Raw genomic sequence first — 26,692 nt, 5'->3', positions numbered from 1 at the left:
AATTCTCCACATATATACTGGTGAGAAGGGTCATTGGTGCTTGGCTGTGTTCATCCGCTCAGGACAATTTTCCAAGACGACCTGATATATGAAAAAATATTTTTTCAATATGCTGTTCGAACAGCCGAGACTTCTTCGGACCCTTGCTCTGCGAAAGAATTTCTGGATAGTTCTGCTGCTCGATATACTGCTTATTGCGGGGGCGCATTTCCTTGCCTATCTGGTTCGGTTTGATTGGCATATCTCATGGGCAATGCCCAAGATCATCGGCACCATTCCTTTTCTTCTTCTCGCTAAAATCCCGATATTTTACATGTTCGGGCTCTATCGGGGGATGTGGCGCTATACCAGTACTGCCGATCTGATCAATATAACCAAGGCTGTTTGTGTCTCATCCGGCGTTATTATCATGTCCGTCCTGTTCTTAAATCGATTTACTGGATTTTCCCGGTCGGTTTTTTTTATGGATGGAATTTTTACTTTCCTCTTCCTGTGCATGCATCGAGGCATTATCCGGTATTTCTTTCAGAGCAGGGAGTTGATGTCCTGGTTTGGTCAGGATGAAGCACGACCGGTTAAGGTAAGACTGCTGCTCATCGGTGCCGGTGCGGCCGCTGAAAAAGTTATTCGTGAAATCAGGGATAATGTCAACGTCCCTTACGAGGTTGTTGGTCTCGTCGATGACAATTATAGAAAACATGGCTTAAAAATCCACGGAATACCGGTATTGGGGGGAGTGGACAATCTCCAGGAATGCATCGTCAGAACCAGGGCGGAGGAGCTGTTGATCGCCGTTGCTTCCGCATCCGCCGAACAAATGCAGCGAATTGTCGATCTTTGCCGGAAATCAAAGACCACATTCAAGGTTCTTCCCAGTATGGGCGAGATCATCAGGGGGAAATTAAGTGTCACCTCCAGTCGTGAAATCTCCTATAAGGACCTGCTCGGACGCCCAAGCGTGCATCTCGATCAACAGGAAATCGGCCGGTATCTGACTGGTAAGACGGTACTGGTAACCGGGGCGGGTGGTTCGATCGGCTCTGAGCTCTGCCGGCAGATTATTCGCTTTGAGCCGAAGAAAATCATCCTGCTCGATGCCGGGGAAGAAAATCTCTATAAAATCCAGATGGAACTACACCACGATCGCCGGTTCCTCGACTATGTCCCGGTGCTCTGCAAAATCCAGAACAAAGCCCTGCTTGACGCAATATTTACCGAATACGCCCCCACTGTGGTATTTCATGCGGCGGCCTATAAACATGTGCCGCTGGTTGAAGCAAACCCCTGGGAGGCGGTATTCAATAATGTCTTTGTCACAAAAAACCTGATTGAAGCGACCATTGCCCATAAAGTGGAGCGTTTCGTCCTTGTTTCCACCGACAAGGCGGTACGGCCGACAAATGTTATGGGTGCTACGAAACGGGTGACAGAGCTGCTCATGCTCGCCTATTGTAACGATCAAGTGGCAGATCGCTCTGCCAAACAACATACTACGGCTTTTATGGCCGTAAGATTTGGTAATGTCCTCGGTTCTTCCGGGTCGGTCATTCCTCTTTTTAAACACCAGATTGAAAAAGGCGGGCCCGTTACCGTCACCGACCCTGAAATGACCCGCTACTTTATGTCGATTGAGGAAGCGGCACAGCTTATCCTGCAGGCTGGGGCCATGGGTGGGGGAGGGGAGATTTTTATTCTGAAGATGGGGGCTTCCGTAAAAATTGTCAAATTAGCCCATGACCTTATAAAATTGCTGGGCTATGAGCCGGAAAAAGAGATAAAAATACAATTCACCGGTCTTCGTCCTGGAGAAAAATTGTACGAAGAGCTGATCACCGAAGGGGAAGGTATCGTGCCGACAAGGCATGAAAAGATTATGGTCCTTCAGGGGGACGGTCGATCAAAACAGGAAATGGAAAAACTGCTCAGCCGGTTGGCGAACACTGCTACGGGCCATGATGGTCCTGGAATAAAAGAAGCCTTGCATGACATTATTCCAGAATATACGCCGGATCTGGAAGCAGTTGCTGTTGTTCAGCCAAGCAACACTCTAAGTGAGGAATTTTGCAACTAAGAGGTTGTTGAGATCACAAAAAATCAAGCTCTACCCCATGAGTTTCTTCCTTCAAAAAATATTTCCAGGTTAATACTGTAACTCGGTTCAAACAGGGAAATGGTGCTAATTACCTTGCTTAAAATTACAGAGCGTTTTATAGAAATATGCTTTGCGAGTTGCTTTATTGAACTGGACATCGATGATAAAATTCGTGATCAAGGAAAATATTCATCTTAAAGACCATTGATATTGTGAGACTTGCATTCCTGGGAATTCAAATTCAAGGTGGATATTACAAAAATTGCTTCTCAATACATCCATTTATTTAAAGGTTTATCATGTACAACTATCCCACTATTACTGACCGAAAAATCCGTCTTGCCCTGGTGGGTTGCGGTCGAGTTGCCGCGAATCACTTCGGCGCCATTGAACAGCATGTTGACAGCGTGGAGCTGGTTGATGTCTGCGACGTAAGCAGCGTAGCTCTGGAAAAAGCAGTTGCCCGTACCAAGGCCACAGGCCATAGCAGCCTGACCGAAATGCTGAAAACCACTCGCGCCGATATAGTGATCTTGACGACGCCCAGCGGTCTGCATTCCGAACAGGCTATCCAGATTGCCAAGTCTGGTCTCCACGTGATGACTGAAAAACCGATGGCCACTCGCTGGCGGGATGCAGTGCGCATGGTTAAAGCCTGTGATGATGCCAATGTTCGCCTTTTTGTGGTCAAACAAAATCGTCGTAACGCTACCCTGCAGATGCTCAAGCGTGCTGTTGAACAGCGACGTTTCGGTAAAATTTACTCTGTGGCGATGAATGTTTTCTGGACGCGCCCGCAAGAGTATTACGACAGCGCTAAATGGCGTGGAACATGGGAGTTCGACGGGGGGGCCTTTATGAACCAGGCCAGCCACTATATAGATCTGCTCGACTGGTTGATTGGTCCGGTGGAAAGTGTAATGGCATATACGGCAACATTGGCCCGCAACATTGAAGTAGAAGACAGCGGCGTGGCGGCAGTACGCTGGCGCAGTGGTGCTATGGGTACTGTCAATGTGACTATGCTCACCTACCCCAAGAATATGGAAGGCAGCATCACCATTCTCGGTGAGAAAGGCACCGCTCGTATTGGTGGCGTTGCCGTCAATGAAATCCAGACATGGGAGTTTGCCGATACATTGCCGGAAGACAGCGAAATTTCCAATACCAGCTACCAAACCACTTCGGTCTATGGTTTTGGACATCCGCTCTACTATAGTAACGTAATCAAAACACTCCGCGGCGAAGCCGAACCGGAAACCGACGGCCGGGAAGGACTTAAAACTCTGGAAATTCTGATCGCCATGTATCTTTCTTCCAGGGACGGCAAGCGGGTTGCGTTGCCCCTTGAATACTAGAAGGTTGCTGTTTAAATCGGTGAGACTATAAGGTCTTGGAGAACTGTAATGGGAATAATGGTTCATTCTACTGCCATCGTTGATGAAGGTGCACAAATTGGTGATGGCAGCCGCATATGGCACTGGGTTCACATCAGTGGCGGCGCTCAAATAGGCCGAGATTGTTCTTTCGGGCAAAATGTATTTGTGGGAAACCGTGTGGTGATTGGCAACAACGTCAAGATTCAGAATAACGTCTCGGTCTATGACAACGTCACCTTGGAAGATGACGTATTTTGTGGTCCCAGTATGGTTTTTACCAATGTGTATAACCCCCGCTCGGCTGTCAGTCGCAAGAGTGAATTTCGCGACACTCTGGTGAAAAAGGGTGTAACAATGGGTGCGAATTGCACGGTGATATGTGGCACCGTCATAGGCGAATATGCCTTTATTGCTGCAGGGGCCGTTGTTAATCGTAATGTCAAACCCTATGCGCTGATGGCTGGTGTGCCTGCCAGGCAGATTGGCTGGATGAGCCGGTTTGGTGAGCGTTTGGACTTGCCGCTGCAAGGAAATGGTGCGTTCAAGTGTCCGCATACGGGCAGTACGTATCAACTCGTGGATGGAGATTGTGTATGTCTTACCCCATAACTTCCTTGAAGGCAGATATGACCAAGGCTGTGATATGACCAAGGCTGTGTGATAAACGACGACCTTCAATAAGCCGCCAGTCTCAAACGCATCAGCAAACCATCAACTATCAACCATGAACAGAAAAAATATATGCAATTCGTCGATCTCAAAGCACAGCAGGAGAGAATTCGTCCACAGATAGATGCCGCAATCAAAAAGGTATTGCACCATGGAAATTATATCATGGGTCCGGAGGTTGCAGAACTTGAGGAGAGATTGGCCCGGTTTGCAGGGGTCAAACATTGCATCAGCGTTGCCAGCGGAACCGACGCCCTGCTGATGGCCCTTATGGCCTATGGTGTTGGACCGGGGGATGCAGTCTTTACTACACCATTTACTTTCGTGGCCACGGGAGAAGTCATCTCGTTGTTGGGTGCCACACCCATCTTTGTTGATATCGATCCGCAAACATTCAACATTGACCCGGGTCTTCTAGAAGAAGCAATCATAAATTTCAATCAACGATCAACGATCAATGATCAACCTTTAACTCCCAAAGGAATCATTCCTGTCGATCTGTTCGGTTTATCGGCGGATTATGATGTAATTAATGCTATTGCCCGCAAACACGACCTGTTCGTGCTTGAGGATGCCGCTCAGGGGTTTGGCGGTGTGTATAAGGGTCGTCAAGCGGGCAGCCTTGCCGATGTGGCCGCCACCAGTTTTTTCCCGGCCAAACCTCTGGGTTGCTACGGGGATGGTGGGGCGATTTTTACGGATGATGATGCATTGGCAGACCAGCTGTGTTCCATTCGGATTCATGGCAAAGGGACCGACAAATATAATAATGTGCGCATTGGCATAAATGGCAGAATGGATACGATTCAGGCGGCCATTCTCTTGCCAAAACTGGATATCTTTCCTGATGAGCTAGAGTCCAGGAACCGCATTGCAAAAAAATATACCCACTTGCTCCAGGGTGTTCCTGGTGTAAAGACACCAGGGATTCCTGACGGATATGTAAGCGCATGGGCCCAGTATTCAATTCTTGTCGATAATCGAGATGTTCTGCAAAAACAACTCAGTGCGCAGAAAATCCCCACAGCGGTGTATTACCCTAAACCGCTGCATCTGCAGATGGCATACGCTGACCTTGGCCATAGCGCAGGTGACTTTCCTGTTGCAGAGAATATTTCCGGGCAAATTTTGAGTTTGCCGATGCACCCTTATCTGGATGAAGAAACGTTAAACATCATTGTCAACCATTTGGAAAAAATAGTATCCAAGCAGGGGTGAAGCAAAAGAATTTTCATAAATTGAGTAGACCAGTATGTTATCAAACCTATTAGAAAAACTTAGAAAAAATTTTGATTATCAGCTGATAGGCAGACATGTGCAATTGATTGTTGATACCCGCGGCGTGTTTGATGGTTCGCAGCCTAATGTGGTGAAGGCATAAACAGGGGCGGCTGAGAACAATTGAGACTCAGAAGTAGTATCTTGAATAATCCCTTAAAACCAGCATTCCGCACTGATATTCAAGGTCTCCGGGCGATAGCGATCTTGGCTGTTATCACCTTTCACTATAACGCCGAACTTCTTCCCGGCGGTTTCATAGGTGTTGATCTGTTTTTGGTGATATCCGGCTATCTGATAACATCCATTCTTATCAGCAAAAAACAAGTCGGCCAGAATTTTTCACAAATACTGGGAAATTTCTACTTCAGCAGGCTCAAAAGGATAGCCCCGCTCTACTATTTTCTGTTGGTAGTTGTATCGATTGCTGCGGCGATATTTTTTATCCCTGCTGATTATTCTTACTACCGAGACAGTCTGGAAAAATCTTTATATTTTACCAGTAATACTTATTTCGCCGCATTCGGGGATTATTTTGCACCGGCCACCTCTGAATTGCCGTTATTGCATACCTGGGCACTGGCAGTGGAGATGCAGTTTTATCTCCTCATGCCGCTTATTGTTCTTTTTGTTCCAGCCAAATGGTTAAAACGGCTAACACCCCTCGTAATACTCGGCCTGACGCTTTTCGCCGAATATATGATCCGAGTGGCAGGAGAAGATCAACACACATATTATGCCCTTTATGCCCGGGTACCGGAATTTTTGCTAGGCGGTTGGCTGGCTTTACACAAGTTCGAGACTTACTGGTCTACGCGCCGAGCAACTCTTATGGTAGTTTCAGGGCTTGCCCTGGTCCTGATATCAGCGACTTGTATCACCGCAGACGCACCTTTCCCGGGTCTATTGGCGCTGGTGCCTGCCGTTGGCGCGGCCCTGGTCATCTGTGGCGGCAAAGGGGAGTGCTGGCCGTCGAAATTCTTGTCGTTGCCGATACTGGTCTGGCTGGGTGCCATCTCGTACTCTCTTTACCTTTGGCATTGGCCGGTATTGGCTTTCTTGCGCTATTATGCCGGCGCCTACCAGCTCGACCCGACTCTGTCGGCGATTTTTGTTGTTGCCACCTTGATCTTGTCTTCTTGCACTTACTACTTTGTTGAAGAAGTTTTTCGGAGCAGGCAGACAACGGCGTGGGTTTTGGTGCCGATGGCAGTGGCGCTTGTGATAATCGTGGCCCCGATCAAACAGGTGTCGTCGGCCATAAATAAAAAATTGCTGGAGCCGTTACCGGTTGAATTGACACGATATGCAGACCCGGATGATATTTGTCATGGCAAGATGAATGGCACCTGTCTTCGCGGAATAGACCGGGATGATACAAGCATCTTAGTCTTAGGTGACAGCCATGCCGCCATGCTCAACCACTTTTTTGATGCTGTTGGCGAGGAACTTGGGATCACGGCAAGGGTTATAACAGGCAGTAGCTGTGTGACGATCCCCGGTTTTGATTATCAAAGGATTGCCAAGTGGGCCCAAGACTCTTGTCGAGAGCAAATAGCCACGGGGGTGAACTATTTAGATTCATCTTCAATTATAGTAGTGGCAGCCATGTGGAATTATCACACTCAAAGTGAAAATTTCATGAGTGCTCTCACGGAATTTCTGCAAGCAAGTGCCGCAAGGAATCAAAGAATAGTGATACTGTCCCAAGTGCCCAGTTTTGAGAAGAACCCCCTGCGGGCCCAGCGGTTTGAGTTTTTGGGTATTCCGGCATCTCTGCCAAGGAATGAACTGTATTTAACCGCCAATCATAAGATCAAGGAAGTGGCGGATAAATTTCAGTATGTCGAATACCTAGATTTGACTAAATTACCCCTGTTTGATGCAGCCCCAATGTATCAGGGGCGGCTGATATACCATGACGAACACCATCTTAACGAGATCGGATCGAAAATCTATGGCCAGCAGGCTGCAGCATATCTGCGAGATTTAGGTTTACAGGATTCTGCAAATATATACTGATGTCTAGTGTTATCGAAACCCATCTATTATGCTGAATTTCAAGTTCCAATTTCAAAGCGGATTATACAGGCACCCATGGGGCTTATAGTTACACCTGTTTCTCAGGTGTATTTTTCGCAAATAGAAGAGACTTGGAATTTTTTTTTGACATCAGGATCAACAATAAATTGAGGATACTTTGGTCTAAAGAAATGAGGAAAAAATTTTCAAACACATTATATTCGTGTGTCATTCATTTTAAAGGAAACAATATGATGAGGTTCGGTCTTGTTTGTATTTTTTTTGTGTTTGTCGGACTGTCAACATATGCTAAACTAACCTATGCTAAAAAGTCTATACCATCCCAATCAAGCGAACAGGATGTAAAGTTGGTATCCTCATTATCATTGGTAAGTATGGAGAAGGAACTCCTTGGCCCAATTATCGACATCTCCAAGATGTCACTTCAGAATTTAGAAGCCACTTTACCAGCGAAAACTGGCCGCACCCATCCGCTGTATGCTGGTGCAGCAATTCTTGATTTAGTTAGAAATGCGTATCTCTCTCAGGATTCTCACCAATTAAAGGTTGCGAGAGAATATTTAGATTGGTTGGTCGATTCATATCCAATGATGAAAAATGATGGGAATTCAAAAATATGGCAATACAATTTTTCTCACAATAACCTTCAGCCAGGATGGTGGTCAGGTATGGCCAATTCTGCAATCGCATTGGCCCTGAGAGCTGGTTATGAAGTCTTTCAAGATCCTCGTTACAAAATCAATTATGAACTGGCCATGAATGGAGTTATCCTGCCAGTAGAGGAAAATGGCAGCAGTATCGAACTGTCACCTGACGCTCAATGGTTGTGTGAGTACGTCTGGCCAGGTATGACAAGAAACGACAGTTATTTTGTTTTAAATGGCAAACTAATGGCTTTGTTGGCAGTTAGAGTGATGGCAAATGTGACAGGCTCGGAAAAATATGAACTCGCATATGAAAAATCTTTGGCTGGTTACAAAATCCTTAAGGAACGGTTTTTTCAAAAAAATGATAAGTGGAGTTATTATATGCTTAATCCACTTACTACAGAGGCAACCCATTATGCTATTTATGAATTAACGCTTTTCGATGCACTGTATAAACTTACCAACGATGAATTTTTCCTTGATGATATTTTGCGAAGGAGAAAAATATTTATGGAGGAATACCCTGTTTACCTAAATTTAGACAATAATAGGTTGTTTTTTTCTTTAATCGGTTTACCTAATCCATACTATATAGATATCTTTCCTGTGACCATTGATTTTATCTCCGATAATAAAATCATTCATTCAGAAAAAATTGAGAATATATTTGACAAATCTATTCCTTTATCTCAAAGGGCTTTTCTTACTGGTACTATTCCTGGAAATCGTGATGTCGATAGTTTAATTGTAAAATGCTTTATAGCAGGAAGATACGTGGAACTTTACAGGGGTTCTGTTCTTGATCCGATATTTTCCTGGCCTTCTTCCAAGCCAATGTCAATGGAATTTGATCTTCACTGTCATTATGATGCAGAATGTATAGATGGTCCAGATAGAACCGCTGATCATATAACCATAAAGCCACCGAAGATGTCTAGAGCGGATGTCCCTTCACATTACACAAATACGCAAGGTCGGCTGATATTCGATTTTAAAAATGAAATAAATATAAGAAATAATAAATATATTGCATTCATAGTTAATTCAGAAGAAGAAATTAATAATATTAAGTTTACAATTTTTGACAAGACTGGAAATAACACATCAAGGTATTATCCAGCTTTAGTTTCAAATATTGACAATATAATATTGATCAGTTTTGTTGGATTCAACCAAATTGAAACTGTAGATGAAGTCTTTAGTAAATTTCATATCTCAATATTTACAAACTCGTTGAATAAAGATTCGCAAGACGATTTCAATGTTGTTGTTAAAGATGTTTTTCTGTTAAAGGATAATGCAGCGTTATTCTCCTTGCTTCAAGATGACAATTATTTCTTGGTTGAAAAAGAATAATGAAGTTTGTGATGATCAATGAAATCATGCCTTTTTCCATAAACTGAATACTCTTGCTGGTTATCGAACTATGGGAAGGGGTAAGTATTGAAAACTCAGACTCTTATTAACCGCTTCAGGCAAAATCGCTTCTTTTGTGCCGTCATGACACTTGCTTCCGCCAGCGCGGCGGGTCAGCTTATTATGCTGGTGGCCCTTCCGGTCTTGACGAGGTTATATGCTCCAGAAGCATTTGGAGTGCTGGCAGTTTTCAGCGCATTGATGGGTGTGGTGCTGGTTGTCTCCAGCCTTCGCTACGAATTGGCGATTCCGTTGCCGCGCAATGACCGTAATGCCTCACAATTGCTGATTTTGGCCTTATTCATCAATCTGATTAGTGCAGGGATCACTGCCTTTGCTGTTCTTTTACTGCGTTATAAAATCGCAGAATGGACTGAGACACCCGCCGTAGTCAATATGCTTTGGCTGTTACCTGCTGCAATCATAACGGCCGGCAGCTATAAGGCACTGAACTTTTGGGCTGTGCGCAATCGCGATTATAAACGTATCGCCCGAACAAGGATGGAACAAAGCATTGCCAATGTCCTTGTTCAGATTGCCGGAGGAGTTGCCGGTATTGGGTCCCTTGGTCTCGTGCTCGGGCAGGTGGTTGGGCAGTCTATAGGTGTTAGCCGCCTGTCCAAAGGCATTGGCCTGGGATGGTTTTGGCATCGAACGCGAAGGTCATCCCTCAGGAGCTGCTTGTTATTAAATGAACATAATCGTTTTCCCAAATATGATGTACCTGCAGCTGGCATCAATGCGGTCAGTGCGCAGTTGCCCAATTTCGTGCTGGCTGCTTTATTTAATCCGGCGGTCGCCGGTTTTTATTATTTAGCAGAACGAGTACTGCAAACTCCCATGAGTATGATAGGCCAAGCCGTCGCTCAGGTTCTTTACGGCCAAAGCAGGGAAAATATTCAAAGTGGAGACCTTCATCGAACCGTCCTTCGGGTTGCGTGGGTACTGGCCTTCATTGCCGTGGTTCCGACCATACTTATATTTTTATTCGCCGAACCGGCTTTTGTACTGATTTTTGGTGAAGCATGGCGGGATGCTGGTATTTACTCAGCCTGGCTCATTGTAGGAATGGCAGCACAGTTCATTTACTCACCACTGTCCATGGTCTTGATGGCAACTGAGGGCCAATTTGTGAACCTTGTCATTCACAGCCTTATTTTGGTGCTGAAACTAGGAGCTTTATTAGTGGGATATTTTGCAGAGAATGCTCTGCTGGGTATACAGGCTCTGGCGCTGTCGCTTTTAATCGGTTATGGTATTGGCATTTTTTTGGTGATCCGTAGAACTGGAGCAACAGGCAAAGGAGAGTTTTTGTGAAAATAGTAACTGTTATTGGAGCTCGACCTCAATTTATCAAAGCGGCGGCAGTAAGTCGGGCTATTGCCGCATTCAATTCACTTCGGGATAATACGCAATCGATTATTAATGAGATAATAGTACATACTGGCCAACATTTTGATAGTAATATGTCTGATGTCTTTTTTACTGAATTACAAATTCCTCAACCGAGTTACAATTTACAAATCGGTTCCGTGAATCATGGAGCCATGACGGGAAGGATGCTGGAAAAAATTGAAGAGATTCTCTTCAATGAAAAACCGGACGGCGTGATGGTCTACGGTGACACAAATTCCACCTTGGCAGGCGCTTTGGCTGCAAAAAAAAATCACATCAAGGTTGTGCATGTTGAAGCCGGGTTGCGCAGTTATAATATGGATATGCCTGAAGAGATTAATCGTATTCTAACTGATCGGATCAGTGATATTCTGTGTTGTCCTACTGATAATGCTATTGAAAACCTGGAAAAGGAGGGTTTCAAGCTATTTCCTTGCACCATTGCCAAAACAGGTGATGTCATGCAGGATGCTGCACTTTATTACAGCACGTTTTCTGCAAAAAAGTCTTCAATCATAAAAAACCTGGGTCTTGAAAAAGATGAATTTATACTTTGCACTATACATCGTGCTGAAAACACTGATGATTCTACGCGGCTTAAAGGAATAATAACAGCACTCAACGATATTTCCAAAAAAATTCGCATTGTCTTGCCGATGCATCCCCGAACCCGTAAAAAAATTGCGGAACTCAGCTATCTTCTTGAATTTAAAATAATTGATCCAGTAGGCTACTTTGATATCATCGAATTGCTTAAACATGCGAAGATGGTGATGACCGATAGCGGCGGACTGCAAAAAGAGGCATATTTCTTTAATAAAATTTGCATTACTCTGCGAAATGAAACCGAATGGGTGGAACTAATCGAATTAGGTGTTAACCGGTTGGTAGGTGCTATCCCTGAAAAAATTATCTCCACCCAGGTTGATGTTATGAATATCGAAAAAAATTTCGACAGTAAATTATATGGAAACGGCATGGCAGGCAAGAATATTGTCGAACTGATTGCAAAAACAATTGTTATGGATTGAAAGGTAGTATTCTTTTGATTTTTTTTAATTGAAAATTTAGTAATACTTCAATATGGTAGCCATGAAAGTCTGTTAGGTAGGTAATGTTTCCACTAAAAGCAATTAAGGTAAGATTTCCATGGACATTGTTGTTAATAACTTTAACTTTTTTGTTGTTATCGGTGCTGTATGAGAGACTTGTAGTACCAATATATAACTTTGGAGGGATGACCTCCAATCCACGTGATGACTGGTATATAGACTTAGTATTCCTTCTTTTTGCTTCAATTGTATTGCCGAAAAAAATCAGGCGTCCCAGTGATCTCTACAATTGGTTCTATTTTTGTATTCTGTTGATTCCTGCCTCGGTTTTATCAGCAGAGCAGGGAAGTAGCCGTTTTCATTTGTTTTTGATGTTTACAGCCCTGTTTCTCTTGATGGCATTTCGCAGTGCGCTGGCACTAATCATTTTCCGGAGAACCGTGGCAAGTGAACGAAATATTAAGTATCTCCCGTATTATCCAGTGCTTATCTTTGTTGTTTTGATACTTGTTATGCTGGCGATTTCGGTACATGGAGTATTTAACCTTCATTTTCGAGATGTCTACAGCTTCAGGTTCGACATCTCTGCAAGTATGCCGACTTTTCTTCGATATTTGATGCCGCTTGCCTCGACCACACTAATGGGCTATTTGGTGGCATTGAGTGTTCAGCGTAAAAAAATCATGACTTTTTTTCTGTTATTTTTTATAGGTTTTCTGTTTTTTTCTTTCTCAAGTCACAAAGCAATGGTGTTTTATCCCTTAGTTGCAATGGTTGGCTATTTTCTTTTTAAAATATCTCGATCACATTTGCTCATTCTATGGGGATATTCGATTTTAGCAATCATTGCCTTATTGGCACCAGAAGGAATTGAATTTTTAGGCGCCTTGTTTGCCAATCGGATTGTTTTTATTCCCAGTCAAATAAACTTCTATTATTTTGAATTCTTTTCGGAAAATCCATTTATGTTGTGGGCGGAGAGCAAAATCAGTTTAGGGTTGGTAGATACACAATTGCCTATGGCCTCAATGAAATATATCGGAGGCCTGATGACTAAAAATGATGCAATATCCGCCAATACCGGATGGGTGGCTAACGCTTATATGAATGCTGGAATTATCGGTATTTTTATCTATGCGGCTGTTGTTGGATTTATCTATGTTTTAATTGATGTGTGGGCCGATATTTATGGTAAAGAACTTGTTGGCGCAGCTTTTCTTATCCCCGTAATAACATTTATAATGTCGGCGGATCTATTGATTACTTTGCTTACGACAGGTCTCTTTGTACTTTTATTAATTTTTCAAATAGCGACAATAATGATTCACATACGCAAGTATTTTGTATTTGAAAAGCCACAAGCAACAGTGATGTCCAATGGCTAGGATATATGTAGCTACATCCGTACATGGACGCTATGATGTTCGCATTTTCTTTAAGCAATGTCGTTCTCTTGCGGACGGAGGACATGAAGTGGCACTGGTTGTTCAAGACGGCAAAGGTGACGAAAATTGTGACGGCGTGAAAATCCTTGATCTAGGGATGCCCCCTGTCAGCAGGTTGCGCAGGATCCTCTTTTCACCCTGGCGAATGTATCGTTTTCTCAGTAACGCACAGGCTGACTTAATTCATTTTCACGACCCGGAGCTTTTGCCGGCTGGCTTTCTGCTGAAAAATGGCAAACGGCATGTGATTTATGATTCGCATGAAGATTTTCCACGGCAAGTTTTATCTAAGCACTGGATACGTCCCGCAGTACGCAAGATCATCTCGCTTTTTTTTGAGCAATTTGAAAACTTTATTGCAAAGAGACTGGATGCCGTTGTCTGTGCCACACCATTTATCGCCAAACGCTTCAAACAAATTAATTCGAAAAGTATTGATATAAACAATTATCCGCTTTCGAAAGAATTCCAACCTCTAAGCGATCTTCAGGAACAATCGTTTTGCCGCACGATTTGTTATATCGGTGCCATGACCCGGGAGCGTGGCATTTCTGAGCTTATCGAGGCAATGGATATATTGCAGGATGTCACTTTAATTATGTGTGGTCCTTTTGAAAGCCAAGCTTACGCTGATGAACTCAAGGCAATGGCAGGGTGGAGATTTGTTGACTACAGGGGGATTGTGGGGCGTGACGAAGTAGCGAAGATTATGTCGATTTCCATGGCTGGAGTTGTTACATATCTGCCTGGTCCCAATCACAATGATTCTCAACCGAATAAGATGTTTGAATATATGTCGGCAGGACTTCCATTAATAGCTTCACATTTTCCATTATGGCGCGAGATTGTTGAGGAGAATAACTGTGGTCTTTGTGTCGATCCTTCTTCACCTCAGGAGGTAGCAAGCGCAGTAGCATCATTGTTGTCAGACGAACTGATGTGCCGTCGGATGGGCAGAGCAGGGAGAGAGGCCATTATCAACAAATATAACTGGGAAAATGAATCTTCGAAACTTATCGACCTGTACAACAGACTTCTTGGAAAGGAAATGTAACGATGGATTATTTTGTCCACTCCCACGCACTTGTGGAATCTCAACAAATAGGAAAAAATACCCGTATCTGGGCCTTCGCCCATGTCTTGCCGGGAGCCATCATTGGTGCTGATTGCAATATCTGTGACAATGTTTTTATAGAAAATGATGTGGTTATCGGTGACCGGGTGACGATCAAATGTGGTGTCCAGATCTGGGATGGCATTACAATCGAGAACGATGTCATGGTGGGACCAAATGCGACCTTTACAAATGATCTTTATCCGCGCAGCAAACAACCATTCGAACTGCGCCGGACTCAAGTTAAAAAAGGTGCATCAATCGGGGCTAATGCGACTATACTCTGCGGTATCACTATAGGTGAGAGGGCTATGATAGGTGCCGGATCTGTGGTATTGAAAGATGTCCCTTCTCATGCTGTTGTCGTTGGCAATCCTGCCCTAATAATCCGTTATGTGGAGTCTAAGCATGGCACTTGATGATTGTAAAATTATTGATCTTCCTAAAATATCCGACCCTCGGGGAAACCTGACCTTTATTGAAGGCGGTACTCATATTCCATTTGAGATAAAGCGAGTGTATTATCTTTACGATATTCCAGGCGGAGCAGAACGGGGGGCTCATGGTCATCGCAGGCTGCAGCAATTTATTGTATCAATGTCTGGTTCCTTCGATGTCATTCTTGATGATGGATTCAAAACGCGAACCATTCATATGAATAGATCATATTATGGGCTGTATGTTTCACCCATGATGTGGAGGGACATTACAAACGTTTCATCCGGGGCCGTTCTGATGGTATTGGCGTCGGAGTTCTACGATGAAACGGATTATTTCCGTGATTATGATCAGTTTCTAGGGGCGGTGAGGAGTTTGAGATGAAGAAGGTTCCTTTTTTAGATCTAAGGAAGCCATATGAAGAGCTGAGAGCCGAAATTGACGGCGCGGTTCAGCGCGTCATGAATTCCGGATGGTATATTCAGGGAGAAGAACTGGAGTCATTTGAAACTGAATTTGCAGCATATTGTAACACAAGGCATTGCGTAGGAGTCGGCAATGGACTTGACGCCCTGCACCTTATTCTTATTGGCTACGGCATAGGTTCTGGAGATGAAGTTATTGTGCCTTCCCATACCTTTATCGCGACCTGGCTGGCTGTGAGTTATGCAGGGGCAAAGCCTGTGGCCGTAGAGTCTCCGGACGACGGCACATATACAATTTCACCTGGTTTAATCGAGGGTGCCATTACTTCAAGAACCAAAGCAATCATACCGGTCCACTTGTATGGCCGGCCTGCAGATATGGCACCAATAATGGAGATTGCCGCCAGACATGGTCTCAAGGTCATTGAGGATGCGGCACAATCTCATGGTGCTCGTTACCAGGGCCTCCTTACCGGGGGGATTGGAGATGCTTCCGCCTTCAGTTTTTATCCGGGAAAGAACCTGGGGGCGTTGGGTGACGGTGGTGCAATTACTACGAATGATGATGAACTTGCAAAAAAATTACGTATGTTGCGTAATTATGGTTCTTCAATTAAATATATTCATGAAATGGTCGGTTATAATAGCCGGCTTGATTCTCTTCAGGCCGCTATACTTCGCGTTAAGCTACAGTATTTGGATGAATGGAATGCACGACGCAGAACTCAAGCAGAATACTACCAAAGACTTCTGGGGAAAGCGGATCTTAAGCTTCCTGCCGTTTCTGCGGGATTTGATCAGGTCTACCATCTCTTTGTTGTCCAAACACAACAAAGAGACGCCCTTCAGGCAGAGTTGAAAAAGGCAGGCGTTGAAACATTAATTCATTATCCAATCCCTCCGCACAAGCAGAATGCATATGCAACGATGAAGAACGATACTTACCCAATTGCGGAAAGACTGGCGAATGAAGTAATAAGCCTACCCATGGGACCGCATCTTTCAAAAGAGGAGGTGGAGATTACTGCGCACCATATCATTGAATTCTATCAAAAACAGAATTAACCAAACGAATGCCTAACTATAACCAATTCTGAATATTGAAGTTGTAATTAAAAAATTCGGCTTGGAACAGTACCGGAATGAAATTGAGGAATATGTGCTAAACGATACTTTGCCTGAGTCCGAGGAGATAAGGAAGTAATTAACCACTTCTTGGATAGTCATAAAAATTCCAAAAGAGATTTATAGCATAAACTTGTCTGTGTTTGAGCAAATGTTTTGATAAATGTTGTGACATCCTTGCCAGAAGGTTCAGCTATGCAAGGTTTTTTGAGGAAGCTTTAAACAATGAAAAAAAAGATCTGGCTGATAAATCAATATGCAATGCCTCCAAAGTATGAGGTGCGCATTCAGACTTTAAAAAGAGCTCAATATCTATCAGAGCTTGGTTATGACGTTACAATAATTGGAGGAAGTTTTTTACACAATACGGATATAAATTTAATTACTGACAAAAGGAAATATTATAAAGCCACCTACGATGGGATAAAATTTATTCATATAAGAACAAGTCGGTACAGTACAAATGGTGTAAAAAGAATCTATAATTTACTCGAGTTTCCATTTCGTCTCTTTTTGTTGTCGAAAAAGTTCGATAAGCCTGATGTAATCGCGCAAATAGCTACCGTACCATTTGGTAATATCATTTATTATATAGCAAAAAAATATCAAGCAAAATTTATTGTTGATGTTGTTGATTTATGGCCGGAGACTATGGTGGCATTAGGTATGATCTCCAAGAATAATCCATTGACTAGGCTTGCGTACTGTGCTGAAAAATGGCTATATGAAAAGGCAGACAATATAGTTTTTTCAATGGAAGGTGGCAAGGATTACCTCATTGAAAAAGGGTGGAATAAAGATGCAGGGGGATCTATCGATTTGAACAAAGTTCATTATGTCAATAATGGTGTTGATTTAAAGGACTTTGATAAAAACAAGGAAGATTACAAACTTGATGATGAAGATCTGTTAGATGAAAACACATTTAAGGTAATTTATCTCGGGTCGATACGTTTAGCCAACAATTTAAAGCTATTAATTGATGCAGCAAATATATTAAAGGACAATAAAAAAATAAAGTTTCTTATATACGGGGATGGAAGTGAGAGAGAGTTTCTGGAAAATTATTGCAAGAAAAAGCAATTGAAAAATATTGTATTTAAGCAAAAATGGGTGGAGTTAAAGTACGTTCCTTTCATCTTGTCTTGTAGTTCTTTAAACATCCTGAATTATCAGAACACGCCGATTACGCGTTTTGGGGGCAGCCAAAGCAAGTCATTTCAATATATGGCAAGTGGGAAACCGATTTGTGCAAATGTGCAAATGAACTACTGCCCTATTAAGAAGTATAATATTGGAATTGCAAGGGAATTTAAGGACTCTGAAGATTATGCAAATGCAATTTTATCGATTTTTGATATGAACAAAAACGAATACGCAATGCTTTGTGAAAATGCAAGAAATGCTGCTGCCGATTATGATTATAAAAAGCTCACTAATGAATTTGAAAAAATATTGTTGGATTAGCGATTGTTGCTGTAAATGTCATAATTCTTAAGGAGCTAATCATGAAGTGTTTTTTGGTACATGCAGGATGATATTGAAAGAAGTAAGGCCCATGAACACAAACGATTTAGAGGTGGTTGTCAATATTCATCTTCACAGCTTCCCTAACTTTTTTCTATCCTCTCTCGGTCCTCGCTTCCTTGCTCTCTATTATGCCGGTATATGCGCAGCACCCGAGGGGATAGGCTTTGTTTATATTAACACTTCGGGAATTCCGGCTGGGTTCGTAGCTGGTTCGTCCAATCCTCGTGGGTTCTATTCGAGACTTCTTAAACGAGATTGGCTGAAATTTGCTCTAGCCTCTGTCGGTGCCGTTATCTGTAAACCGTCCGTCATAGGTAGACTCGCTAGAGGATTGTTTCATCCTGGCAGTAATCCTGTTGGAGATGATGTGGCCGGACTGTTCTCCATCGGGGTGCTCCCTGAACTGCAGGGAACCGGGGCTGGCAACCTGCTTGTCCAGGCATTCCTGCATGAAGCGGCAGTGCGCGGATGCAAGAGAGTTTTTTTGACAACAGATCGTGATAATAATGGTGCGGTAAATGCGTTTTACAAGAAACTGAGATTCAGAATTGAACGGCAGTATGAAACGCCGGAGGGACGTCGTATGAACGAATACTGGATAAATCTTCTCGAAAAAGATAACGACCATGTCTAAGTTTCTGCCATTTGCCCTTCCCGATATCGGGGAGGATGAAATTGCTGAGGTAGTCGATAGCTTGCGCTCAGGCTGGGTAACGACCGGTCCAAAGGCCAAGCGCTTTGAACAGGATTTTGTTGATTTTTTAGGAGGTGGCGTTGAGGCAGTTGCTGTTAATTCAGCGACAGCGGGTTTACACCTTGGCTTGGAGGCACTAGGCATCGGCCCAGGCGATGAGGTGATTACCACTACTCATACGTTCACAGCAACCGCCGAGGTGGTTCGTTATATGGGAGCTGACCCGGTGTTTGTCGATGTGTCGGCCGATTCATTGTGTATAGACCCGGATGCAATTGTGCGGGCGATTACTCCGCGTACCAAGGCGATCCTTCCTGTCCATTTTGCAGGTCGGGCGGCGGATATGTCTGCCATTTTGGCCATTGCGCGAAAACATAGGCTGCGCGTAGTTGAAGATGCTGCCCATGCCCTGCCTACCACCTGTGGAGGTAAACTGGTGGGCACGCTGGCGAGTGATGCGACGGTGTTCAGTTTTTACGCCAACAAGACTATTACCACTGGTGAAGGAGGGATGCTTGTATCCCGTGATCCTGCTCTTGCTGCACGGGCTCGGATAATGCGTATACACGGCATCAATCGAGATGCATTTGATCGTTTTAGCGCCACAGTGCCGAGTTGGTACTATGAGATTGTGGCACCCGGCTTTAAGTACAATCTGACTGATATTGCTGCTTCTCTGGGTATACACCAGCTCAGAAAAGCGAATGCTTTTCAGCAACGCCGGGCCGAGGTTGCCGCGCGTTATGATGCTGCGTTGGCTGGATTACCAATCATTCGTCCGCCCCATGCGGATAACGGTGATTGCCATTCCTGGCACTTGTATGCCATCCAATTGGGGGACGAAGTGAAGGTGTCGCGTGATTCCTTCATTGAGCGCATGTTCGCCCAGGGAATTGGTATGAGTGTGCATTATATCCCGCTGCATTTGCATCCTTATTGGAGGGATACCTATAAACTGACTCCTGAAATGTTTCCGGTAAGCCAGCGGGTGTATGAACGGACTTGTTCTTTGCCTTTGTACACTCGGATGACGGATGCCGATGTGGATCGGGTGGTGGACGCAGTTAAGGTGGCATTGGCGTGAGGAATTAGTTTTGAAGCTTAAATGTTTTTTTGATCTGATATGCAGTGGCTTGGGGCTGGTATTACTTACTCCTCTTTTTCTGATTATTGCGGTGCTGATCAAGCTGGAATCGAATGGACCAATTTTTTTCCGGCAAAAGAGAGTGGGGCTGAAGGGTCGGCTTTTCAGGATTCATAAATTTCGTACCATGTTCGTAGATACAGAGCGTAAAGGGTTGCAATTAACCATTGGTCCAGATCTCAGGATTACCCGAGTGGGTGCGATTTTACGAAAATATAAGTTGGATGAATTGGCCCAATTGATCGATGTGTTTGTTGGGGATATGAGCTTGGTCGGGCCTCGACCCGAGGTGCCGAAATATATCGCTTGTTATCCAGAAGCAGTCCGTTCTGAAGTACTTTCCGTTCGGCCAGGTATTACGGATTGGGCTTCGATCCAATTCAAGGATGAAAACGATATTCTCGGTCGCGCTCTCGATCCTGAAAAAGCTTATGTGGAGGAGATTTTACCTGTCAAGCAGCGTTATTACGTGGAATATGTGAGGGAGCGGTCTTTTTTTGGTGATTTGCACATAATCGTTGCGACACTTATGGCCGTTTTCAGGCGTTAGCTGACGTTTGTGGGGGTGGGGTTACCGGTCTCCGAGAAAAGGAGGCTGGTTGCAAAGTATACGTAAAGGAGCCATTTGGGTTTTGATGCGTTATTTTTATAGAGCACCTCTCAATGAGATACTGGCGAAAGATGGAATGTCGCATTGAGGATTCGGCCCATTGTTGCAGGTGTTTAGACGGAAAGACTAACACTGTAATTGTGGCAATTAAAAAATACTGAACAAAGGAAACAATTGTTTCTAATATACATTATGAAATAATTCAATATCCTGTCTGTTGCCTAGATTTGATAACATATACTATCGGAAAAAGCATATGAAAAGTACCCAAGAACAATACCAGGACGATGAAATTGATCTGCGAGAACTGCTCACCTCCTTATGGGCAAACAAGCTTCTGATTATCGCGATTACTGTTATCTTTAGCCTTGCAGGCATTGCTTACGCCTTGCTGGCTCCCCAACTATGGAGCGCTAAGGCTGTTGTCATACCTCCGTTACCCTCGCTATCGGATCAACTCCAGCTGAGACTCGAAAATTTGGTTGCAATCTCTAATCGTTCAAGCATCATCAAAAGCCATGATGAGTTTCTTGCGGGTTTTTCTGATGCAAAACTGTTCACTGATTTTATTCAGGCTTTTGCCTCCTTTGACAATAAAATAGAGTTCTATAAAACTAATGGATATGTTCGACAGGTGGATACACAGGATGTGAGGAGCCAGCAACGATTACTTGCAGAGTGTGCGGAAAAAATTTCAGTCAAACAAAAAAAAGATGAGGAAGATGCAACCCTGTCGTTTGGCAGTGACAACTCTCAGGAAGCAGTGAAACTGCTGAACGAGTACCTCGCCTTTATCCAAAACAAGGAGGTGGAAACTAAGAACAGGTTGTTGACTGAAAAAATTGCAAACCAAACCAGTACACTCAACTTCATTTACCAGGTAAAAAAGGCAGAGACCCTCAAACGATTGCAGGAAGACATCGCCCGTACTGAATATGCCTTACGCATCAGCAAGGCTGCCCAAGTCGAAGCCCCGGTTGAGAACCTCAACAACCAGAGTATCTTTGCCATTGATCTTGGAGCAAAAGCCTTGGACGAAAAACTGAAAATTCTGAAAGAAATAAAAAGTGCCGAACTCATCAATCCGGAACTGGCCGACATTCGCCTGCAACTGGACAGTCTGCAGGCCATACCGCAGGAAAAAGTCGCTTTTACCTCGTATCATTTCCTCCAGTCCCCGTCGGAACCGCTTAGCCGCGACAAACCTAAACGGCCTTTGGTGGTCATATTGGCGACTATGGCCGGGTTGATGGTGGGGGTGATGGCTGCTTTGCTGCGCGCGACTTCACTTTTTCGTGGCGGCAAAATAGATTGACTCCACGGTAGATGGAAAAAATTTCATTTGATCATTCAAAGAAGATATCTATCTGACGTTTAACTAGTACTCATGCGAGACTGTAAAAGAACTCCCAGTTTGGTCAACGAAATAATAAATAAATTTTGTACCTTCAACAGGTACTGGGGCGAAAATAGAGAATACTACATTAACGAACTCACCTGGGGTAAGCAGACCATTACTTAATCTGGCACGGTCAATTGTGAAATCGATTACTGAACTACCATTCCTTAATTCAGCTCTTGTTAGTTTGAAAGTTCTTGTGGAGTTGTTAGTTATCTTGAGAGCGAAACTGGACGGTATCGTATAAAAATTACCAATTATTGTTGTAGATGAGGTAGGTACCTTATCAAGGTAATCACTATCAAGGTAATCACCATAGTCAGTTTTAAGTAATAAAGAAAGCCAAGGCATACCTTGAGCAGTTGCATATGAATTGAAAGAAAAAATAAAGATAACTAACAAAACCAAACCGATAGTGCCACAGTGATTTTTCATTTTTTTTATCCTTACCTGGCTAAATACGTCGTACCTATCATGGATAGCGATTTTTCTGATTTGCAGAGTCGCTCCCCCGCATGATGACCTGACAGCGAAACTAGAACTGGAGCTTTTACCAAAGAATACAATGTTATTAAGGAAAAAAGTGAAAATAAACGAAATCAAACATTAACATTTTTAACAAGATTGTCTTCACAAAGCAACAAGATCTTACTATATATTCAAGAAAAAAATAGCTTCATCCAGTAATGAGTACCTGAGCAAATGATTTCGAAACCAGGCACACTGCAATTGGCTGATAAAATGGGTTTTTGTGCTTTTTCAATAGTACCAATAAAGAACATTGGTTTAACCGTGATACACAGCATCTGCCCTTCTGGCCTTGACATTTAAGGGGCCGGTTTTAAGAGCACTTTTTCTGTGAAGAAACAAAAAAATGACAAGTATCGATCTTTTTTAATCCATATAATATCGAACAGTTACATCTAGGTACTCACTTGCCGGATGAACCAGCATACAACATAGCTGTTCTTAAAATATCTAATTTTTCATCATAAATGAAACAAATGCTAGCAAATAAATATTTTTTGTATTATTCCTAGCAAAAGGTTTTGCCGAATTGGAGTGGGACAATACCAAATTGGCCAAAAAGCACAAACAAGCTGAAACCATAATCGAAGTTCAAAAAAAAATATCGGAAATTCTGGGGATGTTACTGCCCGAGAACAACGAGGAAAGCTCATGATCACTGTTGCCGACCTCAGTCGTCAGCCCAACACCAAGGCTGCCTGCGCTGCTTTTAACATCCCCAGGGCCACCTATTACCGCCATACTGCAAACCTGACGGTGGCCAAACTTACACTCCGTCTGGCGTCAGCACCATTGCCGCTCACTATTGCGGAGGAGCAAAAAGCTTTAGATATTCAGCACGAGCCGAGAATTCGTGATCTTGCGGCTTCCCACATGTACGTTACCTTGTTGGACGAAGGAATATATCATTGCTCCATCCGTACCATGTACCGAATCCTGACAAAACATGACGAGGTTCGTGAACGGCGGCGGCAGGTAACTCGGTCCCATTATGAAAAACCCGAACTTCTAGCCACCGGCCCCAACCAGGTCTGGTCATGGGATATAACCAAGTTGAAAGGACCGGCCAAGTGGACTTTGGACAAAGAAGTCATACAAAAACGTGCCGATGTTCTTAAAGCTGCTTTCAACAAACACCCAAACCGTTTTAAGGGAAGGATCCCACAGCCGCTGCCGGCACTGCAGGAGGTCCGGATTAATCCGCCGCCGGCAACAGTGATCGAGTGAGTCTAATTTACGTGTAAAGGTGTCTCATTTTCATTGACATGTTCCGAGTACAGTGAAATAATTTGGAACAATAACCTCGGTAGGCTAAGATTGGAAGGATTGTAAGCTCGGTGCTTTTAGGGGGCACTACCAGTTATGCATCTCTGGCTGCCTGTGAAGTTTTATATCAATGGGGGCGTGAAACTGATGGGCATGTGGAACGCACAAGCCCGAAAAATTCAATTAATAGCAATACTGATGCTCCGATCATAGTAACAGTATTATGCAATGCAGCTTTTACTACGATTGGCGAAAACCACAAAACGATAAGTTGTGGCAGGAAGTGTCTGGCAAGAATAATCTATGTCCATCAGGATTCAGACTTCCAACATCTACTGGCATTCGTTTATCTTATAAATTAATATGGTTAAACAAATGATAAATCTTAAGAAGCTAGTTCTACCAATCATCTCGGTAGTCTGTCTGTTATTGTCTCAAAGTCAGAATAGTTTCGCTATTGATATGAATTGTTTAGAGCAACATGTTACTATTAGTATCAATAAAACTGAGTTAAGCTCAGTCTTAAAGGAACTCTCGAATAAAACTGGTTTAGAAATTATTTACAGTAAGGAGTTGGCTAATAAGGTCGTTTCTGGGGCTTATTCTAATAAGCCATTGGATACAGTGATTCGACAGATGCTCAGAGGCACGAATTATAGCTTAATATATGACAATAATGGCAGATTGTGGATTAAGAGTTTTGGCGAGACTACCTATGTGAGAACCACTACGAACAATAGGGAAAGGGTCTACGAAGAGACTGGCCTCACAACCCAGGAAATGGAGCAACAATATAGACAGAATATGGCTCTCGTAGACAAAGAGCGTGCAGATGACTCTAAATATGTTGAAATTGCTGGGATGACTCAAGGAGAACTTGTGCGCAGATATGAAGAAAGTGTTAGAATATTTAATGATAAGCTCAATGATGATGCGAACCTATTGCCTGGAGTTGGAATGTCACGTGGGGCATATCAAGATTTTTATGATAATATGATTGAAAAAATAAATCAGAGAGATGATGAAAAAGTACTTCCTGATCTTAATATTACAATAGGTGAATTAACAAAGACACATGAAGAACAAGTCGCCCATATTAATCAGCAAAAAAAGAGTGGAGATCTATATATAGAAGAATTAGGAATGACAGCAGGAGAATACAAAATATTATACGATGAGTATATGAGTGATCTATAAAGAGGTTCCACTAACAACAGAAGTCAAATATTATTTAATTGGAGGACAATTTATGAATTTATCAAGAAAAGCTGTTTGTACATTGGCCAGTTTCGCAATGCTCGTTACCCTAACGGCTAATTCGTCTTTTTCGGCCACTTGTACCCATGCGAAAGTCTTATTAGTTGGCCCCAATGTAGCTTTTCCTGCGAATACTGCAATGCAGGTAACTTGTGTAAGCGGTGCTTCAGCTGACTGGACGGCAGGTTCAGCATCAATTGCACTCTCTGTCCATACAGATGTTACTGACCAGGTATTGGCTACAGCATTGACCGCGATTTCTTTAGGAAGAAATGTATACATTACAGCTACCCCTGGTTCTGGCGGAGGTGTTGTAACCGGTATGTATCTCCGAAACTTCTGAATCTAAACAACCCTCGTCATTAAGACGAGGGGGTCAAAAAGGGGCGATTTGAAATCGACTGTCATCGACTACCAGTTCACCATATCTCAGCGGTTTTTCATCTGCTTACACTGCCAAGGGTAAGTTTTCTTACTTGATCTTCATTCACAGAAATGCTCTCCTGATAAAAGCAAATTCAATTTTACTCTTAAGAATAGGGAGAAAGGGTGAGAAAAATATTATCCGTTCTAACAATATCGATCGTATTGTTGTTCGCTTTGTCTGCTATGGTGTACGCAAAGAGTTTCTATTGGCCGATGTTTGTTCCTGCAACAACAGGTGCAGGTCTACAGTGTGACAGCCAAAACCTGTCGTTTTGCAGGAAGGAATCAGATTGTCTGAATGTAGGAGGTTATTGGTTCAACAATAAATGCAATGATTTTTCTTGTACCGATATTGTCAAATGCTATTCAGGAAGTTTCACAGACAATTGCCCTGGATACAATGTATCGGGAACAATGGGGGTATCTTTAAATGAGAACTGCACCTTTTCAGCAGTCTCTATCTTTGGTGAAAAAATCTCTGGGACGATAACAGGAAGGCAAAACAACACATTTACCGGTACCGGGCAAACTGATGCAAATGGCTGTGGTGCCTTTAGCATTACCTGCACGGATTATGGTTCCTCTCTTTCATGTAATTATCAGTACAGTAATGGCAAGGTCGGTAGCATTTCAAATGCTGTCTCAATCCAATGTGTACCAGCTAACAAGTTTCTAACTCAGAGCCTTTCGGGGAGTTGGAACTATGTTTATTGGATCACCAGTGTCTTTACAAACAACTACTATTTGAACGGAAACGATGTATCTGAATCTTCAATTACTCCAGGGGAATATAACATATTCGGAGTAGATGATTATAACAGTATGATCATAGCTGGTTATAATCCCACAACAAACGACTATATGCTTCTTGATGCAGGCACAATGATAGACCGGGTATTTTTCTTTACATATACAAACGCAAATCAAGTCTCTGGTTGTTATTATCAAATAGACAACTCAACTGGAGAATGGAGTTCATGCTACTCTATGAACGGCGATAGATTTAGCACTAGCTCTGCATCGAGCACTAGCTCTGCCTTGAGCAATGCCAATTCAGAGAGCATGGAAATGTCCTCCGAAGCTGAGCAAGTTCTACTGAATGAAGTGAGGGCAGATCAGACTAACAAGCCTCCAGTTGATCCAGTTATTATTGAACAGTATGAGTCTCTTAAAAACAGGCTGGAAGATAAAATAAAATAACTTTTCACAGACATACGCTGATAATCGAGGTTAGGGGTGGTAACCTGGTGAAAATCAGGTACTGCTGGCTGTGTTCACCTGCGAGAGAATTCCAGATTATTTTGGAACGATCCTCTAACC

General features: G+C 43.2%; 22 protein-coding genes and 1 pseudogene. 21 read left to right on the top strand and 2 right to left on the bottom strand.

Annotated elements, in window-relative coordinates:
* The first annotated feature begins 88 nt into the window (after positions 1-88).
* The 18 genes from ACYQ8U_RS09385 (at position 89) to ACYQ8U_RS09300 (ending at position 21,811) form a co-directional block, all read left to right on the top strand.
* Positions 89-2,071, top strand: a complete 1,983-nt coding sequence (locus ACYQ8U_RS09385; protein WP_459945278.1) for a polysaccharide biosynthesis protein — start codon at positions 89-91, stop codon at positions 2,069-2,071.
* Positions 2,072-2,391: 320 nt separating this feature from the next.
* Entirely contained in the window at positions 2,392-3,450 is a 1,059-nt protein-coding gene (locus ACYQ8U_RS09380) for a Gfo/Idh/MocA family protein (RefSeq protein ID WP_459945277.1), read from the top strand.
* Positions 3,451-3,498: 48 nt separating this feature from the next.
* Positions 3,499-4,080 carry an acyltransferase gene (locus ACYQ8U_RS09375; RefSeq protein ID WP_459945276.1) on the top strand — a complete coding sequence of 194 codons (582 nt, stop codon included), beginning with the start codon at positions 3,499-3,501 and terminating at the stop codon, positions 4,078-4,080.
* Positions 4,081-4,212: 132 nt separating this feature from the next.
* Positions 4,213-5,358 carry a DegT/DnrJ/EryC1/StrS family aminotransferase gene (locus tag ACYQ8U_RS09370; RefSeq protein ID WP_459945275.1) on the top strand — a complete coding sequence of 382 codons (1,146 nt, stop codon included), beginning with the start codon at positions 4,213-4,215 and terminating at the stop codon, positions 5,356-5,358.
* Positions 5,359-5,562: 204 nt separating this feature from the next.
* Entirely contained in the window at positions 5,563-7,440 is a 1,878-nt protein-coding gene (locus ACYQ8U_RS09365) for an acyltransferase family protein (RefSeq protein WP_459945274.1), read from the top strand.
* A gap of 251 nt (positions 7,441-7,691) precedes the next feature.
* Positions 7,692-9,464: a D-glucuronyl C5-epimerase family protein gene (locus tag ACYQ8U_RS09360; RefSeq protein WP_459945273.1), complete on the top strand. Its 1,773-nt coding sequence runs from the start codon at positions 7,692-7,694 to the stop codon at positions 9,462-9,464.
* Positions 9,465-9,551: 87 nt separating this feature from the next.
* The gene (locus tag ACYQ8U_RS09355; RefSeq protein ID WP_459945272.1) at positions 9,552-10,841 is read left to right on the top strand and encodes an oligosaccharide flippase family protein; all 1,290 of its coding nucleotides are present in this window, start codon (positions 9,552-9,554) and stop codon (positions 10,839-10,841) included.
* Positions 10,838-11,950 carry a non-hydrolyzing UDP-N-acetylglucosamine 2-epimerase gene (gene wecB / locus ACYQ8U_RS09350; RefSeq protein ID WP_459945271.1) on the top strand — a complete coding sequence of 371 codons (1,113 nt, stop codon included), beginning with the start codon at positions 10,838-10,840 and terminating at the stop codon, positions 11,948-11,950. The genes ACYQ8U_RS09355 and wecB overlap by 4 nt, the downstream gene beginning before the upstream one ends.
* Positions 11,951-12,033: 83 nt before the next feature.
* Positions 12,034-13,356: a hypothetical protein gene (locus ACYQ8U_RS09345; RefSeq protein WP_459945270.1), complete on the top strand. Its 1,323-nt coding sequence runs from the start codon at positions 12,034-12,036 to the stop codon at positions 13,354-13,356.
* The gene (locus ACYQ8U_RS09340; protein WP_459945269.1) at positions 13,349-14,470 is read left to right on the top strand and encodes a glycosyltransferase family 4 protein; all 1,122 of its coding nucleotides are present in this window, start codon (positions 13,349-13,351) and stop codon (positions 14,468-14,470) included. Before ACYQ8U_RS09345 ends, ACYQ8U_RS09340 begins: the two co-directional genes overlap by 8 nt.
* A 2-nt stretch (positions 14,471-14,472) precedes the next feature.
* A complete protein-coding gene (locus ACYQ8U_RS09335) occupies positions 14,473-14,949 on the top strand; it encodes an acyltransferase (protein ID WP_459945268.1) in 477 nt (158 codons plus the stop codon).
* Positions 14,939-15,352 carry a sugar 3,4-ketoisomerase gene (locus ACYQ8U_RS09330; protein ID WP_459945267.1) on the top strand — a complete coding sequence of 138 codons (414 nt, stop codon included), beginning with the start codon at positions 14,939-14,941 and terminating at the stop codon, positions 15,350-15,352. Before ACYQ8U_RS09335 ends, ACYQ8U_RS09330 begins: the two co-directional genes overlap by 11 nt.
* Positions 15,349-16,458 carry a DegT/DnrJ/EryC1/StrS family aminotransferase gene (locus ACYQ8U_RS09325; RefSeq protein WP_459945266.1) on the top strand — a complete coding sequence of 370 codons (1,110 nt, stop codon included), beginning with the start codon at positions 15,349-15,351 and terminating at the stop codon, positions 16,456-16,458. Before ACYQ8U_RS09330 ends, ACYQ8U_RS09325 begins: the two co-directional genes overlap by 4 nt.
* A gap of 285 nt (positions 16,459-16,743) precedes the next feature.
* Positions 16,744-17,985, top strand: coding sequence for a glycosyltransferase family 4 protein (locus ACYQ8U_RS09320; protein ID WP_459945265.1), 1,242 nt, complete (start codon positions 16,744-16,746; stop codon positions 17,983-17,985).
* A 91-nt stretch (positions 17,986-18,076) separates the two neighbouring features.
* On the top strand, positions 18,077-18,682 hold the full coding sequence (locus ACYQ8U_RS09315; RefSeq protein WP_459945264.1) for a GNAT family N-acetyltransferase: 606 nt from the start codon (positions 18,077-18,079) through the stop codon (positions 18,680-18,682).
* Positions 18,675-19,826, top strand: a complete 1,152-nt coding sequence (locus ACYQ8U_RS09310) for a DegT/DnrJ/EryC1/StrS family aminotransferase (RefSeq protein ID WP_459945263.1) — start codon at positions 18,675-18,677, stop codon at positions 19,824-19,826. Before ACYQ8U_RS09315 ends, ACYQ8U_RS09310 begins: the two co-directional genes overlap by 8 nt.
* Positions 19,827-19,836: 10 nt before the next feature.
* The gene (locus ACYQ8U_RS09305) at positions 19,837-20,436 is read left to right on the top strand and encodes a sugar transferase (protein ID WP_459945262.1); all 600 of its coding nucleotides are present in this window, start codon (positions 19,837-19,839) and stop codon (positions 20,434-20,436) included.
* A gap of 316 nt (positions 20,437-20,752) precedes the next feature.
* On the top strand, positions 20,753-21,811 hold the full coding sequence (locus ACYQ8U_RS09300) for an LPS O-antigen chain length determinant protein WzzB (RefSeq protein ID WP_459945261.1): 1,059 nt from the start codon (positions 20,753-20,755) through the stop codon (positions 21,809-21,811).
* 63 nt (positions 21,812-21,874) lie between these two features.
* Here the strand turns inward: ACYQ8U_RS09300 and ACYQ8U_RS09295 are convergent, their stop codons facing one another.
* The gene (locus ACYQ8U_RS09295) at positions 21,875-22,330 is read right to left on the bottom strand and encodes a hypothetical protein (protein ID WP_459945260.1); all 456 of its coding nucleotides are present in this window, start codon (positions 22,328-22,330) and stop codon (positions 21,875-21,877) included.
* A gap of 882 nt (positions 22,331-23,212) precedes the next feature.
* Between ACYQ8U_RS09295 and ACYQ8U_RS09290 the strand changes: the two are divergent.
* Together ACYQ8U_RS09290 and ACYQ8U_RS09285 are read left to right on the top strand one after the other, a co-directional pair.
* A pseudogene (locus ACYQ8U_RS09290) lies at positions 23,213-23,500 on the top strand (IS3 family transposase); the annotation flags it as partial.
* Between the two features lie 564 nt (positions 23,501-24,064).
* Positions 24,065-24,886 (top strand): STN domain-containing protein, encoded by an 822-nt coding sequence (locus ACYQ8U_RS09285; RefSeq protein ID WP_459945259.1) that lies wholly within the window; start codon positions 24,065-24,067, stop codon positions 24,884-24,886.
* A 30-nt stretch (positions 24,887-24,916) separates the two neighbouring features.
* Here the strand turns inward: ACYQ8U_RS09285 and ACYQ8U_RS09280 are convergent, their stop codons facing one another.
* A complete protein-coding gene (locus ACYQ8U_RS09280; RefSeq protein WP_459945258.1) occupies positions 24,917-25,228 on the bottom strand; it encodes a hypothetical protein in 312 nt (103 codons plus the stop codon).
* Between the two features lie 267 nt (positions 25,229-25,495).
* Between ACYQ8U_RS09280 and ACYQ8U_RS09275 the strand changes: the two genes are divergently transcribed.
* The gene (locus tag ACYQ8U_RS09275) at positions 25,496-26,572 is read left to right on the top strand and encodes a hypothetical protein (protein ID WP_459945257.1); all 1,077 of its coding nucleotides are present in this window, start codon (positions 25,496-25,498) and stop codon (positions 26,570-26,572) included.
* Positions 26,573-26,692 lie beyond the last annotated feature (120 nt).

The sequence above is a fragment of the Desulfocastanea catecholica genome (genome assembly GCF_054657295.1).
The sequence above is the reverse complement of the archived record's forward strand: the minus strand, read 5'-3'. Positions and strand labels throughout refer to the sequence as shown.